We start from the raw sequence: 15,006 nt of genomic DNA on the forward strand, positions 1-15,006 counted from the left end.
ACCAGCCTTTCCCCCCCCCCCCTCCGGGTGGGGTGGGGTGGGTGGGGGTGGGGGTGTCCGGACGTAAAGCGAAGCAGTTCGGACACCCCCACCCGCGCAGGCCCGTCACCGCACCCCAACAGCCCCGCGCAGCGGACCCCGCCCGCCGCCAGGCGAAACGGCGGGACAGCCAAAAACGTGGGGCCGAGGCAAAGCGCAGCGGACCGGTTACCCGAGAGGGACCCCCGCCTCCAGGTGGAGTGGGCAGCCACGCTCGCGGGCCCGCAGGGCCCAGCGGAGGCGGTTCCACCGCACCGGCGGGAGCATCTTCTCGGCTTCGGACTCCGTGACGAAGCGCCAGTCGCGCAGCTCGGCGCCGGGCAGCAGCAGCTTGCTGATCCGGTCGCCGGTCAGTGTGCCGCCGTCGTAGAGGAGCCGGAGACCGCCGAAACCGGGCGGCTTGGGGGCTTCCCAGTCCAGTACCAACAGCCGGAGCGCACGCGGCAGTTCGATGCCCAGTTCCTCGGCGACCTCCCGTACTCCGGCCTGTGCGGGCGCCTCACCGCGTTCCACGACGCCGCCGGGGAATTCCCAGCCGGCCTTGTAGGTCGGGTCGACGAGCAGCACCCGGTCCTGGTCGTCGAAGAGCAGTACACCGGCGGCGAGCGTCTCGGCGATCGGTTCGGGTGTCTGCACGATGTCGCAGGCGGCGGCGCCGGTGCGGACGGCCTCGGCGACCTGTTCGGCGGCCTGCCGGGGCGTGAGCCGGGTGGTGTCGACGACGTGGGCGTCGCCGCGCAGCCATGGCAGTGCGTCGGCGTACGGGGCGAGGTGTGCCAGGCTCCACCGGCGGATCGACGCGTGGGTTTCGGCGTCGCCCGGGGTCTCCTCGCGGTGTGCTATCCGCTCCCGCAGGATCGTTTCCTCGGTGTGCAGCAGGACATGTCGTACGGGTATCCGGCGGGCGGCGAGGGCGCCGAAGATCTCGTCGCGGTACTCCTGGCGCAGCAGCGTCATCGGTGTCACCAGCGGACCGGGTACTTCGGTGAGCAGGGCGGCGGCGGTGTCCACGACCATGCGACGCCAGGCCGGCAGGTCCTGATAGTCGTCGATCTCCTCGAACCGCTTGGCCGGCAGCATCAACCGCAGTCCGCTGCCGAGGAGTTCGGGGTCGTAGAGCGTGCTTCCGGGAAGCAGGTCGAGCAATTCATGAGCCGTAGTGGTCTTGCCCGCACCGAACGTGCCGTTCAGCCAGACGATCACGGTTTCCCCTCTTCCCTAGACCCCAGGTGAGTTGCCCGCAACACCCTGCCACGGAAACGCTCGGGAACCAGGGGCCGCGCGCACGACGGGAACGTTGCACATTCGACCATCGGCCCGGCCAGGGGGACTTCGCTCACCCATGGACGCGCCGATCGAGAAATGCCGCGCACGGCGGATGCCGGTCACCGTATCCGCCGCCGCGAAGCCCCCGGCAGACAAGCGCTCCCCCGCCTCTCCTGTACCGAAACCCTCACCCGATACCGGGTTTTCGCACCGCGGCGGCCAACGGGGCGCCGCATATGACGGCGGCCCATTGCCGGCTCGGTGGCCGGTTCCGTACGGTCCCGCCTACCCCTTGCTCGCGCCGAGGGTCAGACCGGCGATGAAATGCCGCTGGAGGAGCAGGAAGACCAGGACCGTGGGCAGCGCGACGAGGACGGAGCCCGCGGCGAGAAGGTTGTAATCGGTGAAGAACTGGCCACGCAGATTGTTGAGGGCCGAAGTGACCGGGAGTTTGTCGCCGTCGGAGAGGAAGACCAGGCCCCAGAGGAAATCGTTGTACATCCAGGTGAATTGCAGGGTGCCCAGGGCGGCGAGCGCGGGACGGCACAGGGGCAGGGTGACCCGCCAGTACTGCGCCCAGACGCCGGCTCCGTCGACGATCGCGGCCTCCAGGATTTCCCGCGGCAGGGTGCGCATGAAATTGGCCAGAACGAAGACACAGAAGCCGAGTTGGAAAGCGGTCTGAACGGCGATGACGGCCCAGAGGGAGTCGTACATCGTCAGGGAGTCGGACATCCAGTACGGCAGCGGAATCCTGTTGAACAGGACATAGAGCGGGGTGACGATCACCTGCTGGGGCAGCAGGTTCCCGGCGGTGAAGACCATCAGCAGGATGATGCCGCCGGGGATCCGCAGCCGGGAGACGGCGAAGGCCACGAACGAGGCCAGGAAGAGAGTGAGCAGCACACCGGGGACGGCGATGAGCAGCGAGTTCAGAAAGTACTTGCTCATGCCGGAGTCGACGAAGGCCTGGCGGTAGTAGTCGAAGGAGAGCCGGCGCGGGAAGGAGAAATAGCCGTATTTCGCGGTCTCTTCGTAGGGGCGCAGTGAGGCGTAGACGGCGAGCAGCAGCGGGGCGAGGAAGGCGAGGGAGACGGCGCTGAGAAAGAGGTGGACGCCGAAGCGGCCGCGGCGGCGCGCCGGTTCCGGGGCCGCGGGGCCCGGTCGCAGGGTGGGCGGCGCGGTGGTGGCAGAGGCGGTCATCGCTGCTGCTCCCCTCGGAGTTCCTGGACGAGATAGGCCACGATGAATCCCAGGGAGACCAGCAGCAGGACGACGGCGAGGGCCGAGCCGAAGCCGATCCGGCTCGCCTCGCCGATGATGTTGTCGGTGACCAGCACGGACAGCAGTTCCAGGCCGTTGCGGCCCTTGTTGACGGCGTAGACGATGTCGAAGGCGCGCAGCGATTCGATGACGGTGATGACGCCGACGATGACATTCACCGGGCGCAGGGTGGGAAGCACGACCCGGAAGAACGTCTGGCGTGCACTGGCACCGTCGAGGGCGGCGGCCTCTTTGAGACCGGGGTCGACGGATTTCAGTCCCGCGAGATAGAGGATCATGACATAGCCGGTGTGCCGCCAGCAGGCGGCGAGCAGCACCATCCAGATATTGAGTCCGGGATTTCCCAGCCAGTCGGTGGGATTTCGGCCGCCGATGACCGCGTTGAGCGCGCCCTGGTCCCGGGAGAGGATCAGCTGGGCGATAAAGCCGACGACGGCGAGCGAGAGCACCACCGGCATGTAGAGCGTCGACTGGTAGAAGCGGCTGAAGCGGACGCCGCGGTCGATGAGGACGGCGAGCAGCAGACCGAAGGGGGCGGCGAGCAGCCCGAGGAAGACCAGCCACAGCAGGTTGTGGCGGACCGCCGGCCAGAACTGCGGGTAGTCGGTGAAGAGGTGGTCGTAATTCTTGAGGCCGGCCCACCGGATATCGCCGATACCGTCCCAGGTGGTGAAGGACAGCCCGACGGAGGCGAACGTCGGGCCCCAGATCAGGGCGAGGTCGAGCAGGATCGGTATGCCCAGCAGCACGCCCAGGACGACGCGGTCGCGGCGGGTGTGCCGGCGCGGCCCCGGTCGTCGGGCGCGCCGTGCGCGGAGGTTCGGCACGGCGGTTCGCTCCCCGTCTTTCACAGCGGCCGTTCGGCGGCGCCTCACGTGGCGGAAAAAATCTGCTTCTTCTGGCGTTCGATGTCGTTCACCAGGCCGTCGATGTCATCCGGTCTGTTGAGGAACTGCTGGATCGCCTGGATCATCACGGTCGAGGCGAAATCGGGCCGGGTGTCCCGGTCCAGAAATTGCGATATCTGCTTGGCGCCCGAGACTAGCCGGACGGCCTTCTTCTGCAGCGGGGTGTAGGCGGCGGTGTCCGCGCCGCTGTTGACGGCGATGTTGTTGGGGTCGGACTTGAGGTAGATGTTCTCCGCCTCGGGTGTGGCGAGGAATGTCAGCAGATCCTTCGCCCCGTCCCTGTCCTTGGCCTTTTTCGACATCAGAAATCCGTCGATCGGCGCCTCGACCGCGTCCTGGCCATGGGCCGGGTCGATCTCCGGGAAGGGGAAGAAGTCCAGGTCCTCCCGGTCGGCGGCGCTGAACTGCTGCCCGGGGTGCGGCAGTCCGAGCACGGTCATCCCGGCCTTCTTCTGCGCGAGGGTCTGTGCGGCCTCCTGCCAGGTACGGCCGTTGGCGCCCTTCTGGTGGTAGGGCAACAGCCCGCGCCAGAGGTCGAACACCTGCTTCACCTGCGGACTGTTCCAGGATTTCTGGCCGCGCAGCAGGGCGATATGGAAGTCGTAGCCGTTGGCGCGCATATTGAGGTAGTCGAAGGTGCCCATCGCCGGCCAGCCGTCCTTGTCGCCGAACGCGAACGGCACCAGGCCGTCCTTCTGCATTTGCCTGGCGAGCGCCCGGTACTGGTCAAAGGTCTTGGGGATGTCGTATCCCTTTTCCCGGAACACGCTCTTCCGGTGGAAGACGGCCCACGGATAGTAGTAGTACGGGACCAGATACTGCTTGCCGTCCGGACCCGTCGACTGCTTCTTCAGCGCATCGGTGAATCCGTCGAAGTCCCGCCACAGCTCGCTGATGTCGGAGAGCAGTCCCTTCTGTGCGAAGTACTGCATGCGGTTCCCGGCGAACCACATGAAGACATCGTCCGGACTGCCCTGGAGATAGCGGTTGATGTTCTCCTGGAAGTTCTCGTGATGGACGGTATTGACCTGCACCGTCTTCCGTGACTTCTTCTCGTACGCCTTGAAGGCCTCGGCGAAGGCCTTCTTCGGCACGGCGTCCGAGGCGTTGGAGCCCAGGGTGACGCCGCTGGGGCCGCCGCTGCAGGCGGCGAGCAGGGACGGGAGGGCCACGGCCCCCGCGCCGACCGCCGCGCCCCTCAGCAGTGTCCGGCGGGACATCCGATGTCCTGCCGCTCCCTCATGTGCACCCGAGCCGCTGACCGTTGACTGGACCATGTCCCCCTCCTCAGGGGTGGAACCAAACAGAACCGAACGCGAGTGGTGGGATCTCACTCCGAACGGCAGGTCGCGTCAAGGGTTTTGGCAGGCGGAGCAGGAACCGTTACCGCTCCTCTTCCAACAGAGTCAAACAAGCCCTACCGTAAACACTCGCACGCGACCGGTACCCGACCCCACACACCTCTCGCGAAGACGGAGGACGCGAAGCATGCGCGTTCATTTCCGCACCACCCACCGGCGAGGTCACCGAAGAATCGTCGGAGCGCTGTCCGCCGCGCTGCTGTGCACAGCAGGGGTGACCGCCCTGCCCGCCGCGGCCCGGACACCCGACGCCCCGGCCCCCGGCACCGCCCACCCCGCCCGCGCCACCGGCACCGATCCGGCGCCCCGGCTTCCCGGCGGGCTCGCCAAGACGCCGCCCATGGGCTTCAACAACTGGAACTCCACCCACTGCCGGGCGGAGTTCAACGAGGAGATGGTCAAGGGCATCGCCGACCTCTTCGTCGCCAAGGGCCTCAAGGACGCCGGCTATCAGTACGTCAATCTCGACGACTGCTGGGCGCTGCCCACCCGCGACGGGAACGGCAAGCTCGTACCGGACCCGCAGCGCTTCCCGCACGGCATCAAGGCGGTGGCCGACTACGTCCACTCCAAGGGCCTGAAATTCGGCATCTACACGAGCGCAGGCATCAAGACCTGCAACCCGGCCGGATTCCCCGGCGGCCTGGGCCATGAGAAGTCCGACGCCCAGCAGTTCGCCGACTGGGGTGTGGACTACCTCAAGTACGACAACTGCAACAACCTGGGTGTGGACGCCCAGCAGCGGTACCGCACCATGCGGGACGCGCTCAAGGCCACCGGGCGGCCCATCGTCTACAGCATCTGCGAATGGGGCGAGAACAAGCCCTGGGAGTGGGCGTCGGACGTAGGACATCTGTGGCGCACGACCGGCGACATCAGTGACTCCTGGTCGAGCATGCTCGACATCGCGAAGCAGAATCTGCCGCTCGCACCGCACGCCGGCCCCGGGCGCTGGAACGACCCGGACATGCTGGAGGTCGGCAACGGCGGGATGACGGACACCGAGTACCGCAGCCACTTCTCCCTGTGGTCGATGATGGCCGCCCCGCTGCTGATCGGCTCCGATCTGCGCAAGGCGACCCCGGAGACGTTCGAGATCCTGGGCAACAAGGACCTCATCGCCATCGACCAGGACCCCCTGGGCAAGCAGGCCACGGTGCTGAAATCCGAGGACGGCCGCTGGACGGTGGTCAGGCAACTGGCCAACGGTGACCGTGCGGTGGCGCTGTTCAACGAGTCCGGCCGGCCGCAGCGGATCTCCACCACCGCCAAGGACCTCGGCCTGCCGCAGGCCGACGGCTACCGGCTGCGCGATCTGTGGCAGCACCGGGACACCCACACCACGGGCACCGTCTCCGCCACCGTCCCGGCGCACGGCACCACCGTCTACCGTGTCTCCGCCGACGCCCGCTGGGCCGCCTACCCGCCGGCCGTCGAGACCGGCACCGACCGTGCGCCGCTGGTCGAGGCCGGCACCCCCGCCGGACTCCGCTCCACCGTCCGCAACCTGGGCGGTACCCCCGCCAAGAACCTCACGGTGACGCTCAAGGCCCCGCGGGGCTGGCGGGTCAAGGCCACCTCACCCGCGTCGGCCCGCGCCCTCCCCGGCGGCCGGACGCTCCGCACCAGCTGGCGGATCAGCGCGCCGGCCGGCACCGCGCCCGGCGCCTACGCCCTGCCGCTCACCGCCGACTACCGCTCACCGCACGGCGAGCGCAGCACCACGACACTGCCCGGCACGGCCCATGTGGTGGTGCCCCCGCCGCCCGGCACCGCGGACGCCGCCACGCTGCCCTGGCTCACCGCCACCAACGGCTGGGGTCCGGTGGAGAAGAACAGCAGCGTCGGGGAGGACGGGGCCGGCGACGGCAGGCCGCTCGCCATCGACGGCACCGGCTTCGCGAAGGGCCTCGGGGTCCATGCCGCCAGCGAGGTGAGCTTCTACACGGGCGGGCGGTGCTCCGCGTTCCGCGCCCGCATCGGCATCGACGACGAGGCCGGTGACCGGGGCTCGGTGGGCTTCGAGGTGTGGGCCGACGGCAAGCGGGTCGCCCGGACCGCCACGGTGACCGGCGCGGATCCCGCCCAGGCAGTGAGCGCCGCGGTCGCCGGTGCGCAGACCGTCCGGCTGGTCGTGACCGACGGCGGGGACGGTATCGACTACGACCACGCCGACTGGGCGGACGCCACGTTCAGCTGCTGAGGCGGCAGTTGGTGCCGGGCGGGCCCGTCGGTCCGCCCGGCACCCGGACCGCGTTCCGGACGGTCAGCAGGTGGGCAGCCCGGGGACCGGCTGGTCAGCAGACGGGCAGCCCGGGGACCGGCTGGTCGTTCGCCCCGCCCTTGAGGTAGACGACGCTGATGTAGACACCGGAATTGCCGCTGTCGTCATCGGTCTTGGCCCACCAGACGTTCGTCCACTTCCCGTACGTCTCCCGGCGGCCCAGCCTCGCCTGGCAGTAGAAGTAGTTGGTGCCCATGGTGAGCGTGCCGACCTGCTGGAAGGACGCGGTGTACGAGTTCGCGCTGCGCCAGACGTCGCAGTTGGCCTTGCCGCCGCCGATCGGCTCGCACGACGGCCCCTGCGTCGGCTCACCGCCGCCACCGCCACTGTCCCCGCCGGACCCGCCGGACGCCCCGCCGTGGCCACCGTCCGAGCCGCTGCCACCGTCGGTACCACCCTGGGTTCCCCCCGAGTCACCGTCCTGCCCGCCCGGACTCCCGCCCGCACCACCCGGCTTGGGATCCTTGCTCCCGTCACCGTCCGAGGGCCGGCCCGACGCGGACGGCGCCGCGCTCTTCCCGCCGCCCTTGTCCTTGTCGTTGCCCTTGCCGCTGCCCTTGCCGCCTTCCTCACCGCCGGCCTTGCCCTCGGCCGCATCCCGGGTGCCCGGCCCGCCCGGTGTCTCGCCCGGCGGGGCCGACTGCCGCCCGCGGTCCGCGACCGTCCCGCTCGACCCGCCGCCGACCAGCGCATACGTCAGACCACCACCAGCCGCGAGCACGGCGAGCACCGCCGCCACGGTCGGGACCGCACGACGCCGTCCCCGGGCGGACACCCGCTCGGTGTCCCGCTCGGTGTCCCGCTCGGCGGGGCTCGCCGAGTACGGCCCGTGGACGCCCGGTGGGGGCGTGGGGTGTCCAGCTGGGGTGGGGGGCGGTGCCGGTGCCGGTGGCGACAGTGGCGTGGGCTGTGTCACCGGGGCGCCCTGGGCCCCCGCCGGTCCGGAAGGCCAACCGGCGGGCGGTACCCCCGTGTTCACCGGTCCGGCGGGGCCGGTGGGGGTGGCAGGGGTGGCGGGGCCGGGACCAGTGGGTCCCGCTCCGGTGGGACCCGCTCCGGTGGGACCCGCTCCGGTGGGACCCGCAGGACCGGCGGACGCGGCCGCACCGCCCGGCCCGGCCGCGGCCGCCGTCGGGCCGGGCTCCCCCGGCGCGGCCGGCGGTACGGCCGCCCGGACATCCGTCACCGTGGGCGGATGCGGCGCTCCGGGCGCCGGCGTGGGCTCGCGGCCCTCGGCCACCGCCGCCAGCATGCTCCGGGCCTGGGCGGCGGAGGGCCGGTCGGCCGGGTTCTTGGCCATCAGGGCATGGAGTACGGGGGTGAGCGGCCCGGCCCGCCGGGGCTCGGGGAGCGCCTCGGTGACGATCGCGGTGAGCGTCGACCACACCGACGTACGGCGGAACGGCGCGCCACCGCCCTCGACCGCCGCATACAGCGTCATGCCGAGCGACCAGATGTCCGAGGCCGGGGTGGGGTCCTGGCCCTGGGCCCGCTCGGGCGGCAAGTAGTCGAGCGAACCGACCAGTTCGCCGCTGCGGGTGAGGTGCGTGGTCGCGCCGTCGCCCGGGGCCTCGATGCTGGCGATGCCGAAATCGGTGAGCACCACCCGGCCTCCCCCGGTGCCCGAACTGCCTGGGCGGTGCCCCCAGCCGTCCAGCAGCACATTGCCGGGCTTCACATCGCGGTGCAGCACGCCTGCTTGGTGGGCTGCGTCCAGGGCATCCATCACCTGGGCGCCGATCCGGGCGATCTCCCGCGGGTCGAGGGCGCCCCGCTGTTCCAGCGCATCGTCCAGCGAGGGGCCGTCCACCAGCTCCATGACGATGACGGGCCGGCCGTCCTCGTCGAGGACGTCATGGACGGTGATCACGCCGGAGTGCCGGATGCGGGCCGCGGCCCGCGCCTCGCGCTGCATCCGGGTACGCAGATCGGCCAGCTCCGGAGCCGAGGCGTCGGTGTAGGCGCGGAGGACCTTGACCGCGACCTCGCGGCCCAGCACCTCGTCGACGGCACGGCAGACCACGCCCATGCCGCCGCGTCCGATCCGATCGGTGACGCGGTACCGGCCGCCCAGCAGCCGCCCGGTCAGATCCGCGTCATTGCCGCGCCGTGGCCCGCTCGCGGCGGCGGCTCCGGGCGCACCGTGGCCCGCCCCGCCGTCGGCGCTCCGCGGTGGGCCACCGGCCGGCGCACCGGGGCCACTCGCACCGCTCGCCCCAGGCTCCCCGTCCGCTCCGCCCTGCGCACGCTCCCCCGCTGTCACCGTCGCCGATCCCCTCGCTACCCGTACCCCTGCCGACCGCCGTGTGCGTCACGGCGGACGTCGCGATGGGCACCACACTAAGGGGCGCGCGGGGGCCTGTGGTGAGGTCAGGGCGCGGGGACAAAGGCATCGAGACGGGACTGTTGTGCGGCGGCCGCGGCACCCACCACCCCGGCGTCCGTGCCCATTTGGGCGGGTACGACCGTCAGGCCCGACACGAACGACAGCGTCGCGTAGTCCCGCAGAGCCGCCCGCAAGGGACGGAAGAGGACATCCCCCGCACCCGCGACTCCCCCGCCGATGACCGCGATATCGATCTCGACGAGCGTGGCGGTGGCGGCGATCCCGGCGGCCAGCGCCCGCGCCGCTCGCTCGAAGGAGCGTATGGCGACCGGGTCACCCGCGTGCGCGGCGGCGGCGACGGCGGCCGCGCTGGTGTCGCCGTCGGGGCCCGGCTGCCAGCCGTTGGCCAGCGCCCGGCGGGCGATATTGGGTCCGCTGGCGATCCGCTCGACACAGCCGCGGGCCCCGCACGGGCAGGCGTCACCGTCGACCTCGACGCTGATGTGGCCGATGTGCCCGGCGTTACCCGTGGGCCCCGGGTGCAGCCGGCCGTTGAGGACGAGCCCGCCGCCGACCCCGGTGGACACCACCATGCACAGCGCGTTGGCGTGCCCCCGTGCGGCGCCCTGCCAGTGCTCGGCCGCGGTCATCGCAACGCCGTCCCCGACCAGCACGACCGGGCGCTCCCCGACGAGTGCCCGGACTCCGGCCACGAGCGGGAAGTCGCGCCAGCCGGGGATGTTGACCGGGCTGACGGTGCCCGTAGCGGCGTTCACCGGACCCGCGCTGCCGATTCCGACGGCCGCCACCCGCGCCCAGTCCGGCCCCGCCGCCAGCTCGCCGACCACCTCGGCCACCGCACGCATCACCGTCGCCCCGTCCTTATCGGCGGGGGTCGGCCGGGCGATCCGTACGACCAGCCTGCCGTGGGTGTCCACCAGAGCGCCGGCGATCTTGGTGCCGCCAATGTCCAAGGCTGCGCTGAGGTCGGTCTGCATCGGTGTGGAATCTCCTGGTGGGCCCGGGGGCCGAGCGTACCGGCCCGGCGCGAGAACGCCAGTCTCCCTTTGATTGACAACGTTGTCTAGAGGCTATGCTCGACGCCACACGCCGACGCCGACAGAATCAGGACCGCACACCGTGACCGACACCGCGCGGGGCACGTCCCGCCGCTATGGCACCCGGCCCACGATGAAGGATGTCGCGGCGCGCGCCGGGGTCGGCCTCAAGACGGTCTCCCGTGTGGTCAACGGCGAACCAGGGGTCACCCCGGACACCGAACGGCGCGTCCAGGAGGCCATCACGGCCCTGGGATTCCGCCGCAACGACTCCGCCCGGATCCTGCGCAAGGGACGCACCGCCAGCATCGGCCTGGTGCTGGAAGATCTCGCCGACCCCTTCTACGGCCCGCTCAACCGCGCCGTCGAGGAGGTCGCGCGCAGTCACGGTGCGCTGCTGATCAACGGCTCCAGCGCCGAGGACCCGGCCCGCGAACAGGAGTTGGTGCTGGCCCTGTGCGCCCGGCGGGTGGACGGCCTGGTCATCATCCCGGCCGCGGACGACCACCGGTATCTGGAACCGGAGATCGCGGCCGGGATAGCCACGGTCTTCGTCGACCGCCCGGCCGGACGTATCGACGCCGATGTCGTCCTCTCCGACAGCTTCGGCGGCGCGCAGGACGCGGTGGCCCATCTCATCGCGCACGGCCACCGCCGGATCGGCTTCATCGGCGACCAGCCCGGGATCCACACCGCCCACGAGCGGCTGCGCGGCTACCGTACGGCAATGGCCGCCGCCGGCCTGCCCGTTGACGAGTCCTGGGTCTCGCTCGGCCCGACCGCACCGGAGCGGGTACGGTCCGCCGCGACCGCCATGCTGGACGGCCCGCACCCGGTGACCGCGCTCTTCGCGGGCAACAACCGCGTCACGGTCACGGCGGTCCGGGTACTCGCCGAACGTCCGCGCCCGGTCGCCCTCGTCGGCTTCGACGACTTCGAACTCGCCGATCTGGTCAACCCCGCCATCACCGTCGTCGCCCAGGACGCCGCACGACTGGGCCGCACGGCGACGAATCTGCTCTTCCGCCGGCTCGACGGCGCCGATGACGCACCCCGCCGGATGGAGATCCCCACCCGGCTGATCCCCCGCGGCTCGGGCGAGATCCCCCCCTCGGAGAGCTGAGCGCCCCGGCGCGCGGCGGCCCCTGCGAGCACCACCAGCGCGACGAGCACGGTGGCGGCCTTGAGCGCATGGCCGACCGGTAGATGGTGGAGGAGGCCGGCGCCACGGGCCTCCCCCTGCGGGCCCCCATCGACGACCTCGGACCGGCGGTCGGCTGACGCGCGAGGGCCCGCCGATCGGCGGGGCCCTCGTCGGGCACTGCGGGCCCGTAAGCGATTGGCAGCCAACTCCCCGCACCGTGCGAGGAGTTGTGCCGGTTTCGGCTGTCGCCCTCAGGCCTCCGTGGCCGTCGGACGGCCCGCGAGGGCGTTCAGGTCGGCGCGGGTCATCCCGGTCAGGCGGGCGACCTCGGCAATGTCCACGGCGCCGCAGTCCAGACCGCGCAGCAGGTAGCCGCTCAGCGCCTTGGCGGTGGCGGGCTCGTCCATGACGTCACCGCCGGCCTTGGCGACATACGCCGCGAGCCGGGCCGCGGCCTGCTCCAGGCCTCCGCGGTAGAAGGCGTAGACCGCCGCGTAGCGGGTGGGCAGATGGGCCGGGTGCATGTCCCAGCCCTGGTAGTAGGCGCGGGCCAACGAGCGGCTCACGAGGCCGTGGTGGAGCCGCCAGGCCGCGTGGACCCGGTCGGTCGGGCCGACGGGGAGGACATTGGTCGAGCCGTCGGAGAGCCGTACGCCGGTGCCGGCCGCCGCGACCTGCATCACCGCCTTGGCATGGTCGGCCACCGGGTGGTCGAGGGACTGGTGGGCGGCGCTGACGCCGCAGGAGGCGCTGTAGTCGAAGGTGCCGTAGTGCAGGGACGTGGCACGGCCCTCGGCCGCCTCGATCATGCGGGCGACGGTGGCCCGGCCGTCGGCGCCCAGGATCGACTGGGTGGTCTCGATCTGGATCTCGAAGCCGATCCGGCCACTCGCCAGGCCGTGCGCCTTCTCGAAGGCCTCCAGCAGCCGGACCATGGCGGTGACCTGCTCGGCGTAGGTCACCTTGGGGAGCGTGAGGACCAGTCCGCCGGGCAGACCGCCGGCCTCCATCAGGCCGGTGAGGAAGATGTCGAGGGTGCGGATGCCGCGGTCGCGGACGGCGGCCTCCATGCACTTCATCCGGATGCCCATATACGGGGCCGCGGTGCAGTTCTCGTACGCGGCGGCGACCAGGGCGGCGGCGCGGGCCGCGGCCGCGTCCTCCTCGGCGTCCGGGCGGGGGCCGTAGCCGTCCTCGAAGTCGATGCGCAGATCCTCGACGGGCTCACGGGCCAGCTTGGCGCGGACCCGGTCATGGACGTCGGCGGCGAGCACGTCGGGGATGCCGAGGACGGCGGCGAGCGCACCGGCGTCGGGGGCGTGCGCGTCGAGGGCGGCGAGCGCCTGGTCGCCCCAGGAGCGCAGGGTGTCGGCGGCGAAGGCGTCGCCGGGGACATAGACCGTGTGGACCGGCTGGCGGGTGCCGGGGTCGCCCGGGTAGCGCCGCGCCAGATCCGCGTCCACCTGGGCGAGAGCGGCGCCGATGCCCTCGCGTACGGTGTCCGCGAGGCTTGTCGCCACGGTCTCCTGCTGCCCCATTCGCTGCCCCTCCCGGTACTCACGCCCGACAACCGGGCGCATTCCGCTTGACGGAATCAACAATCCGTATAGCGAAGTTAACTGGGTCGTTCGACGAGGTCAACACCCCTCGCCCGGGGCGACGCAGGTCACGGGCCTGCGGCCACTGCCCGAAAACCCCGTGGCGGGACGGTGCCGGCCCCGCCAGACTCGCCCGCATGACTTGGATCGCACCCTCCATCGAACGCAGAGAACTCCCGACCGTGGCCGGTGAACGGGAGATGCTGCAGGGCTGGCTCGACTTCCATCGCGACACCCTCCTCACCAAATGCACCGGACTCACCGCCGACCAGCTCATACAGCCAAGCAGCGCACCGTCCACCCTCACCCTGCTCGGCCTCGTGCGCCACATGGCGGACGTCGAACGGACCTGGTTCCGCAAGCGCTTCCTCGGTGAGCGTCTCGGCGATCACTACTTCACGGGGGACAATCCCGACGCCGATTTCGACGACCTCGACCCGTCCGCCGCCGAGGCGGACTTCGCGGCCTTCCGCGCCGAGATCGAGGCCTGCGACAAGGCCGTGGCGGACAGCGGGCTGGACGAGACCTTCGGTACTGCCCGGGGCCGCACGCTGAGCCTGCGCTGGATCTACGTCCACATGATCGAGGAGTACGCGCGGCACAACGGCCACGCGGACCTGCTCCGCGAGCAGATCGACGGCGCGACGGGCAGCTAGGGCATCCCTCCGCGGCCCCTTCCGCCGCGGACGCACGAGGCCCCGTACGCAGCGCGCGTACGGGGCCTCGTGCATGCGCCGAGGGTCGGCGCCTCGACAGGTTCAGCCCTTGCGGGTCTTGACCTCGTCGGTGAGGGCCGGGACGACGTCGAAGAGGTCGCCGACCACGCCGTAGTCGACCAGGTCGAAGATGGGTGCCTCTTCGTCCTTGTTGATGGCGACGATGGTCTTCGAGGTCTGCATACCGGCGCGGTGCTGGATCGCACCGGAGATGCCCGCCGCGATGTACAGCTGCGGCGAGACCGACTTACCGGTCTGGCCGACCTGGTTGGTGTGCGGGTACCAGCCGGCGTCCACCGCGGCACGCGAGGCGCCGACGGCCGCACCGAGCGAGTCGGCGAGCGCCTCGATGACCGGGAAGTTCTCGGCACCGTTGACGCCACGGCCACCGGAGACCACGATCGCGGCCTCGGTCAGGTCCGGGCGGCCGGTCGACTCACGCGGGGTGCGCGAGACGATCTTGGTGCCCTTGGAGGAGTCGGCGACGGTCACCGCGAGCTGCTCGACCGTACCGGCGGCCGGCGCGGCCTCCGGGGCGGCGGAGTTGGGCTTGACGGTGATGACCGGGGTGCCCTTCGAGACACGGGACTTGGTGGTGTACGAGGCCGCGAAGACGGACTGCGTGGCCACCGGGCCCTCGTCGCCGGCCTCCAGGTCGACGGCGTCGGTGATGATGCCGGAGCCGATGCGGACCGCGAGGCGGGCGCCGATCTCCTTGCCCTCCGCGGAGGACGGCAGCAGCACGGCGGCCGGCGAGACCGCGTCGTAGGCGGCCTGCAGCGCGTCGACCTTGGGAGCGACGAGGTACTCGGCGAACTCCGGCGCGTCGGCGGCCAGGACCTTGACCGCGCCGTGCTCGGCGAGGACCTTCGCGGCCTCCGCGGCGTTGGCGCCGAGGTGCACCGCTACCGGCTCGCCGATGCGGCGGGCGAGGGTGAGCAGTTCGAGGGTGGGCTTGCGGACGGCACCGTCCACGTGGTCGACGTAGACAAGGACTTCAGCCATGGGATTGCTCTCCTGCG

At 71.3% G+C, this 15,006-nt stretch carries 11 protein-coding genes; 3 read left to right on the top strand and 8 right to left on the bottom strand.

What is annotated here, in order from left to right; translation table 11 throughout:
• Nucleotides 1–207: 207 nt before the first annotated feature.
• The 4 genes from AB0C46_RS30025 to AB0C46_RS30040 form a co-directional block, all read right to left on the bottom strand.
• Nucleotides 208–1,242 carry an NUDIX domain-containing protein gene (locus tag AB0C46_RS30025; RefSeq protein ID WP_362831639.1) on the bottom strand — a complete coding sequence of 345 codons (1,035 nt, stop codon included), beginning with the start codon at nucleotides 1,240–1,242 and terminating at the stop codon, nucleotides 208–210.
• A gap of 348 nt (nucleotides 1,243–1,590) precedes the next feature.
• Nucleotides 1,591–2,508, bottom strand: a complete 918-nt coding sequence (locus AB0C46_RS30030; protein WP_362831640.1) for a carbohydrate ABC transporter permease — start codon at nucleotides 2,506–2,508, stop codon at nucleotides 1,591–1,593.
• Nucleotides 2,505–3,416 carry a sugar ABC transporter permease gene (locus AB0C46_RS30035; protein ID WP_362831641.1) on the bottom strand — a complete coding sequence of 304 codons (912 nt, stop codon included), beginning with the start codon at nucleotides 3,414–3,416 and terminating at the stop codon, nucleotides 2,505–2,507. The genes AB0C46_RS30030 and AB0C46_RS30035 overlap by 4 nt, the downstream gene beginning before the upstream one ends.
• Before the next feature lie 44 nt (nucleotides 3,417–3,460).
• Nucleotides 3,461–4,717, bottom strand: coding sequence for an ABC transporter substrate-binding protein (locus AB0C46_RS30040; protein ID WP_362831642.1), 1,257 nt, complete (start codon nucleotides 4,715–4,717; stop codon nucleotides 3,461–3,463).
• A 268-nt stretch (nucleotides 4,718–4,985) separates the two neighbouring features.
• Here AB0C46_RS30040 and AB0C46_RS30045 point away from each other — a divergent pair, with 268 nt between their 5' ends.
• Nucleotides 4,986–7,061, top strand: coding sequence for an NPCBM/NEW2 domain-containing protein (locus tag AB0C46_RS30045; protein ID WP_362831643.1), 2,076 nt, complete (start codon nucleotides 4,986–4,988; stop codon nucleotides 7,059–7,061).
• Between the two features lie 94 nt (nucleotides 7,062–7,155).
• Here the strand turns inward: AB0C46_RS30045 and AB0C46_RS30050 are convergent, their stop codons facing one another.
• Together AB0C46_RS30050 and AB0C46_RS30055 are read right to left on the bottom strand one after the other, a co-directional pair.
• Complete coding sequence (locus AB0C46_RS30050; RefSeq protein WP_362831644.1) at nucleotides 7,156–9,405, bottom strand: protein kinase; 2,250 nt, start codon at nucleotides 9,403–9,405, stop codon at nucleotides 7,156–7,158.
• 107 nt (nucleotides 9,406–9,512) lie between these two features.
• On the bottom strand, nucleotides 9,513–10,466 hold the full coding sequence (locus tag AB0C46_RS30055) for an ROK family protein (protein WP_362831645.1): 954 nt from the start codon (nucleotides 10,464–10,466) through the stop codon (nucleotides 9,513–9,515).
• A gap of 142 nt (nucleotides 10,467–10,608) precedes the next feature.
• On the opposite strand from AB0C46_RS30055, the gene AB0C46_RS30060 reads away from it, so the two are divergent.
• A complete protein-coding gene (locus AB0C46_RS30060) occupies nucleotides 10,609–11,649 on the top strand; it encodes a LacI family DNA-binding transcriptional regulator (protein WP_362831646.1) in 1,041 nt (346 codons plus the stop codon).
• A 272-nt stretch (nucleotides 11,650–11,921) separates the two neighbouring features.
• Here the strand turns inward: AB0C46_RS30060 and AB0C46_RS30065 are convergent, their stop codons facing one another.
• The gene (locus AB0C46_RS30065; RefSeq protein ID WP_362831647.1) at nucleotides 11,922–13,208 is read right to left on the bottom strand and encodes an aldolase/citrate lyase family protein; all 1,287 of its coding nucleotides are present in this window, start codon (nucleotides 13,206–13,208) and stop codon (nucleotides 11,922–11,924) included.
• A gap of 197 nt (nucleotides 13,209–13,405) precedes the next feature.
• Here AB0C46_RS30065 and AB0C46_RS30070 point away from each other — a divergent pair, with 197 nt between their 5' ends.
• On the top strand, nucleotides 13,406–13,924 hold the full coding sequence (locus tag AB0C46_RS30070; RefSeq protein ID WP_362831648.1) for a DinB family protein: 519 nt from the start codon (nucleotides 13,406–13,408) through the stop codon (nucleotides 13,922–13,924).
• A gap of 102 nt (nucleotides 13,925–14,026) precedes the next feature.
• Here the strand turns inward: AB0C46_RS30070 and AB0C46_RS30075 are convergent, their stop codons facing one another.
• Complete coding sequence (locus AB0C46_RS30075) at nucleotides 14,027–14,989, bottom strand: electron transfer flavoprotein subunit alpha/FixB family protein (protein WP_362831649.1); 963 nt, start codon at nucleotides 14,987–14,989, stop codon at nucleotides 14,027–14,029.
• Nucleotides 14,990–15,006: the final 17 nt, after the last annotated feature.

Origin of the sequence: Streptomyces sp. NPDC048637 (assembly GCF_040650675.1) — a bacterium.
Classification (GTDB): domain Bacteria; phylum Actinomycetota; class Actinomycetes; order Streptomycetales; family Streptomycetaceae; genus Streptomyces.

What these genes read in the sequence shown, in the direction of transcription:
- AB0C46_RS30030 (WP_362831640.1), bottom strand. Translation starts at nt 2,508, where the DNA reads ATGACCGCCTCTGCCACCACCGCGCCGCCCACCCTGCGACCGGGCCCC.
- AB0C46_RS30040 (WP_362831642.1), bottom strand. Translation starts at nt 4,717, where the DNA reads ATGTCCCGCCGGACACTGCTGAGGGGCGCGGCGGTCGGCGCGGGGGCC.
- AB0C46_RS30045 (WP_362831643.1), top strand. Translation starts at nt 4,986, where the DNA reads ATGCGCGTTCATTTCCGCACCACCCACCGGCGAGGTCACCGAAGAATC.
- AB0C46_RS30055 (WP_362831645.1), bottom strand. Translation starts at nt 10,466, where the DNA reads ATGCAGACCGACCTCAGCGCAGCCTTGGACATTGGCGGCACCAAGATC.
- AB0C46_RS30065 (WP_362831647.1), bottom strand. Translation starts at nt 13,208, where the DNA reads ATGGGGCAGCAGGAGACCGTGGCGACAAGCCTCGCGGACACCGTACGC.
- AB0C46_RS30070 (WP_362831648.1), top strand. Translation starts at nt 13,406, where the DNA reads ATGACTTGGATCGCACCCTCCATCGAACGCAGAGAACTCCCGACCGTG.
- AB0C46_RS30075 (WP_362831649.1), bottom strand. Translation starts at nt 14,989, where the DNA reads ATGGCTGAAGTCCTTGTCTACGTCGACCACGTGGACGGTGCCGTCCGC.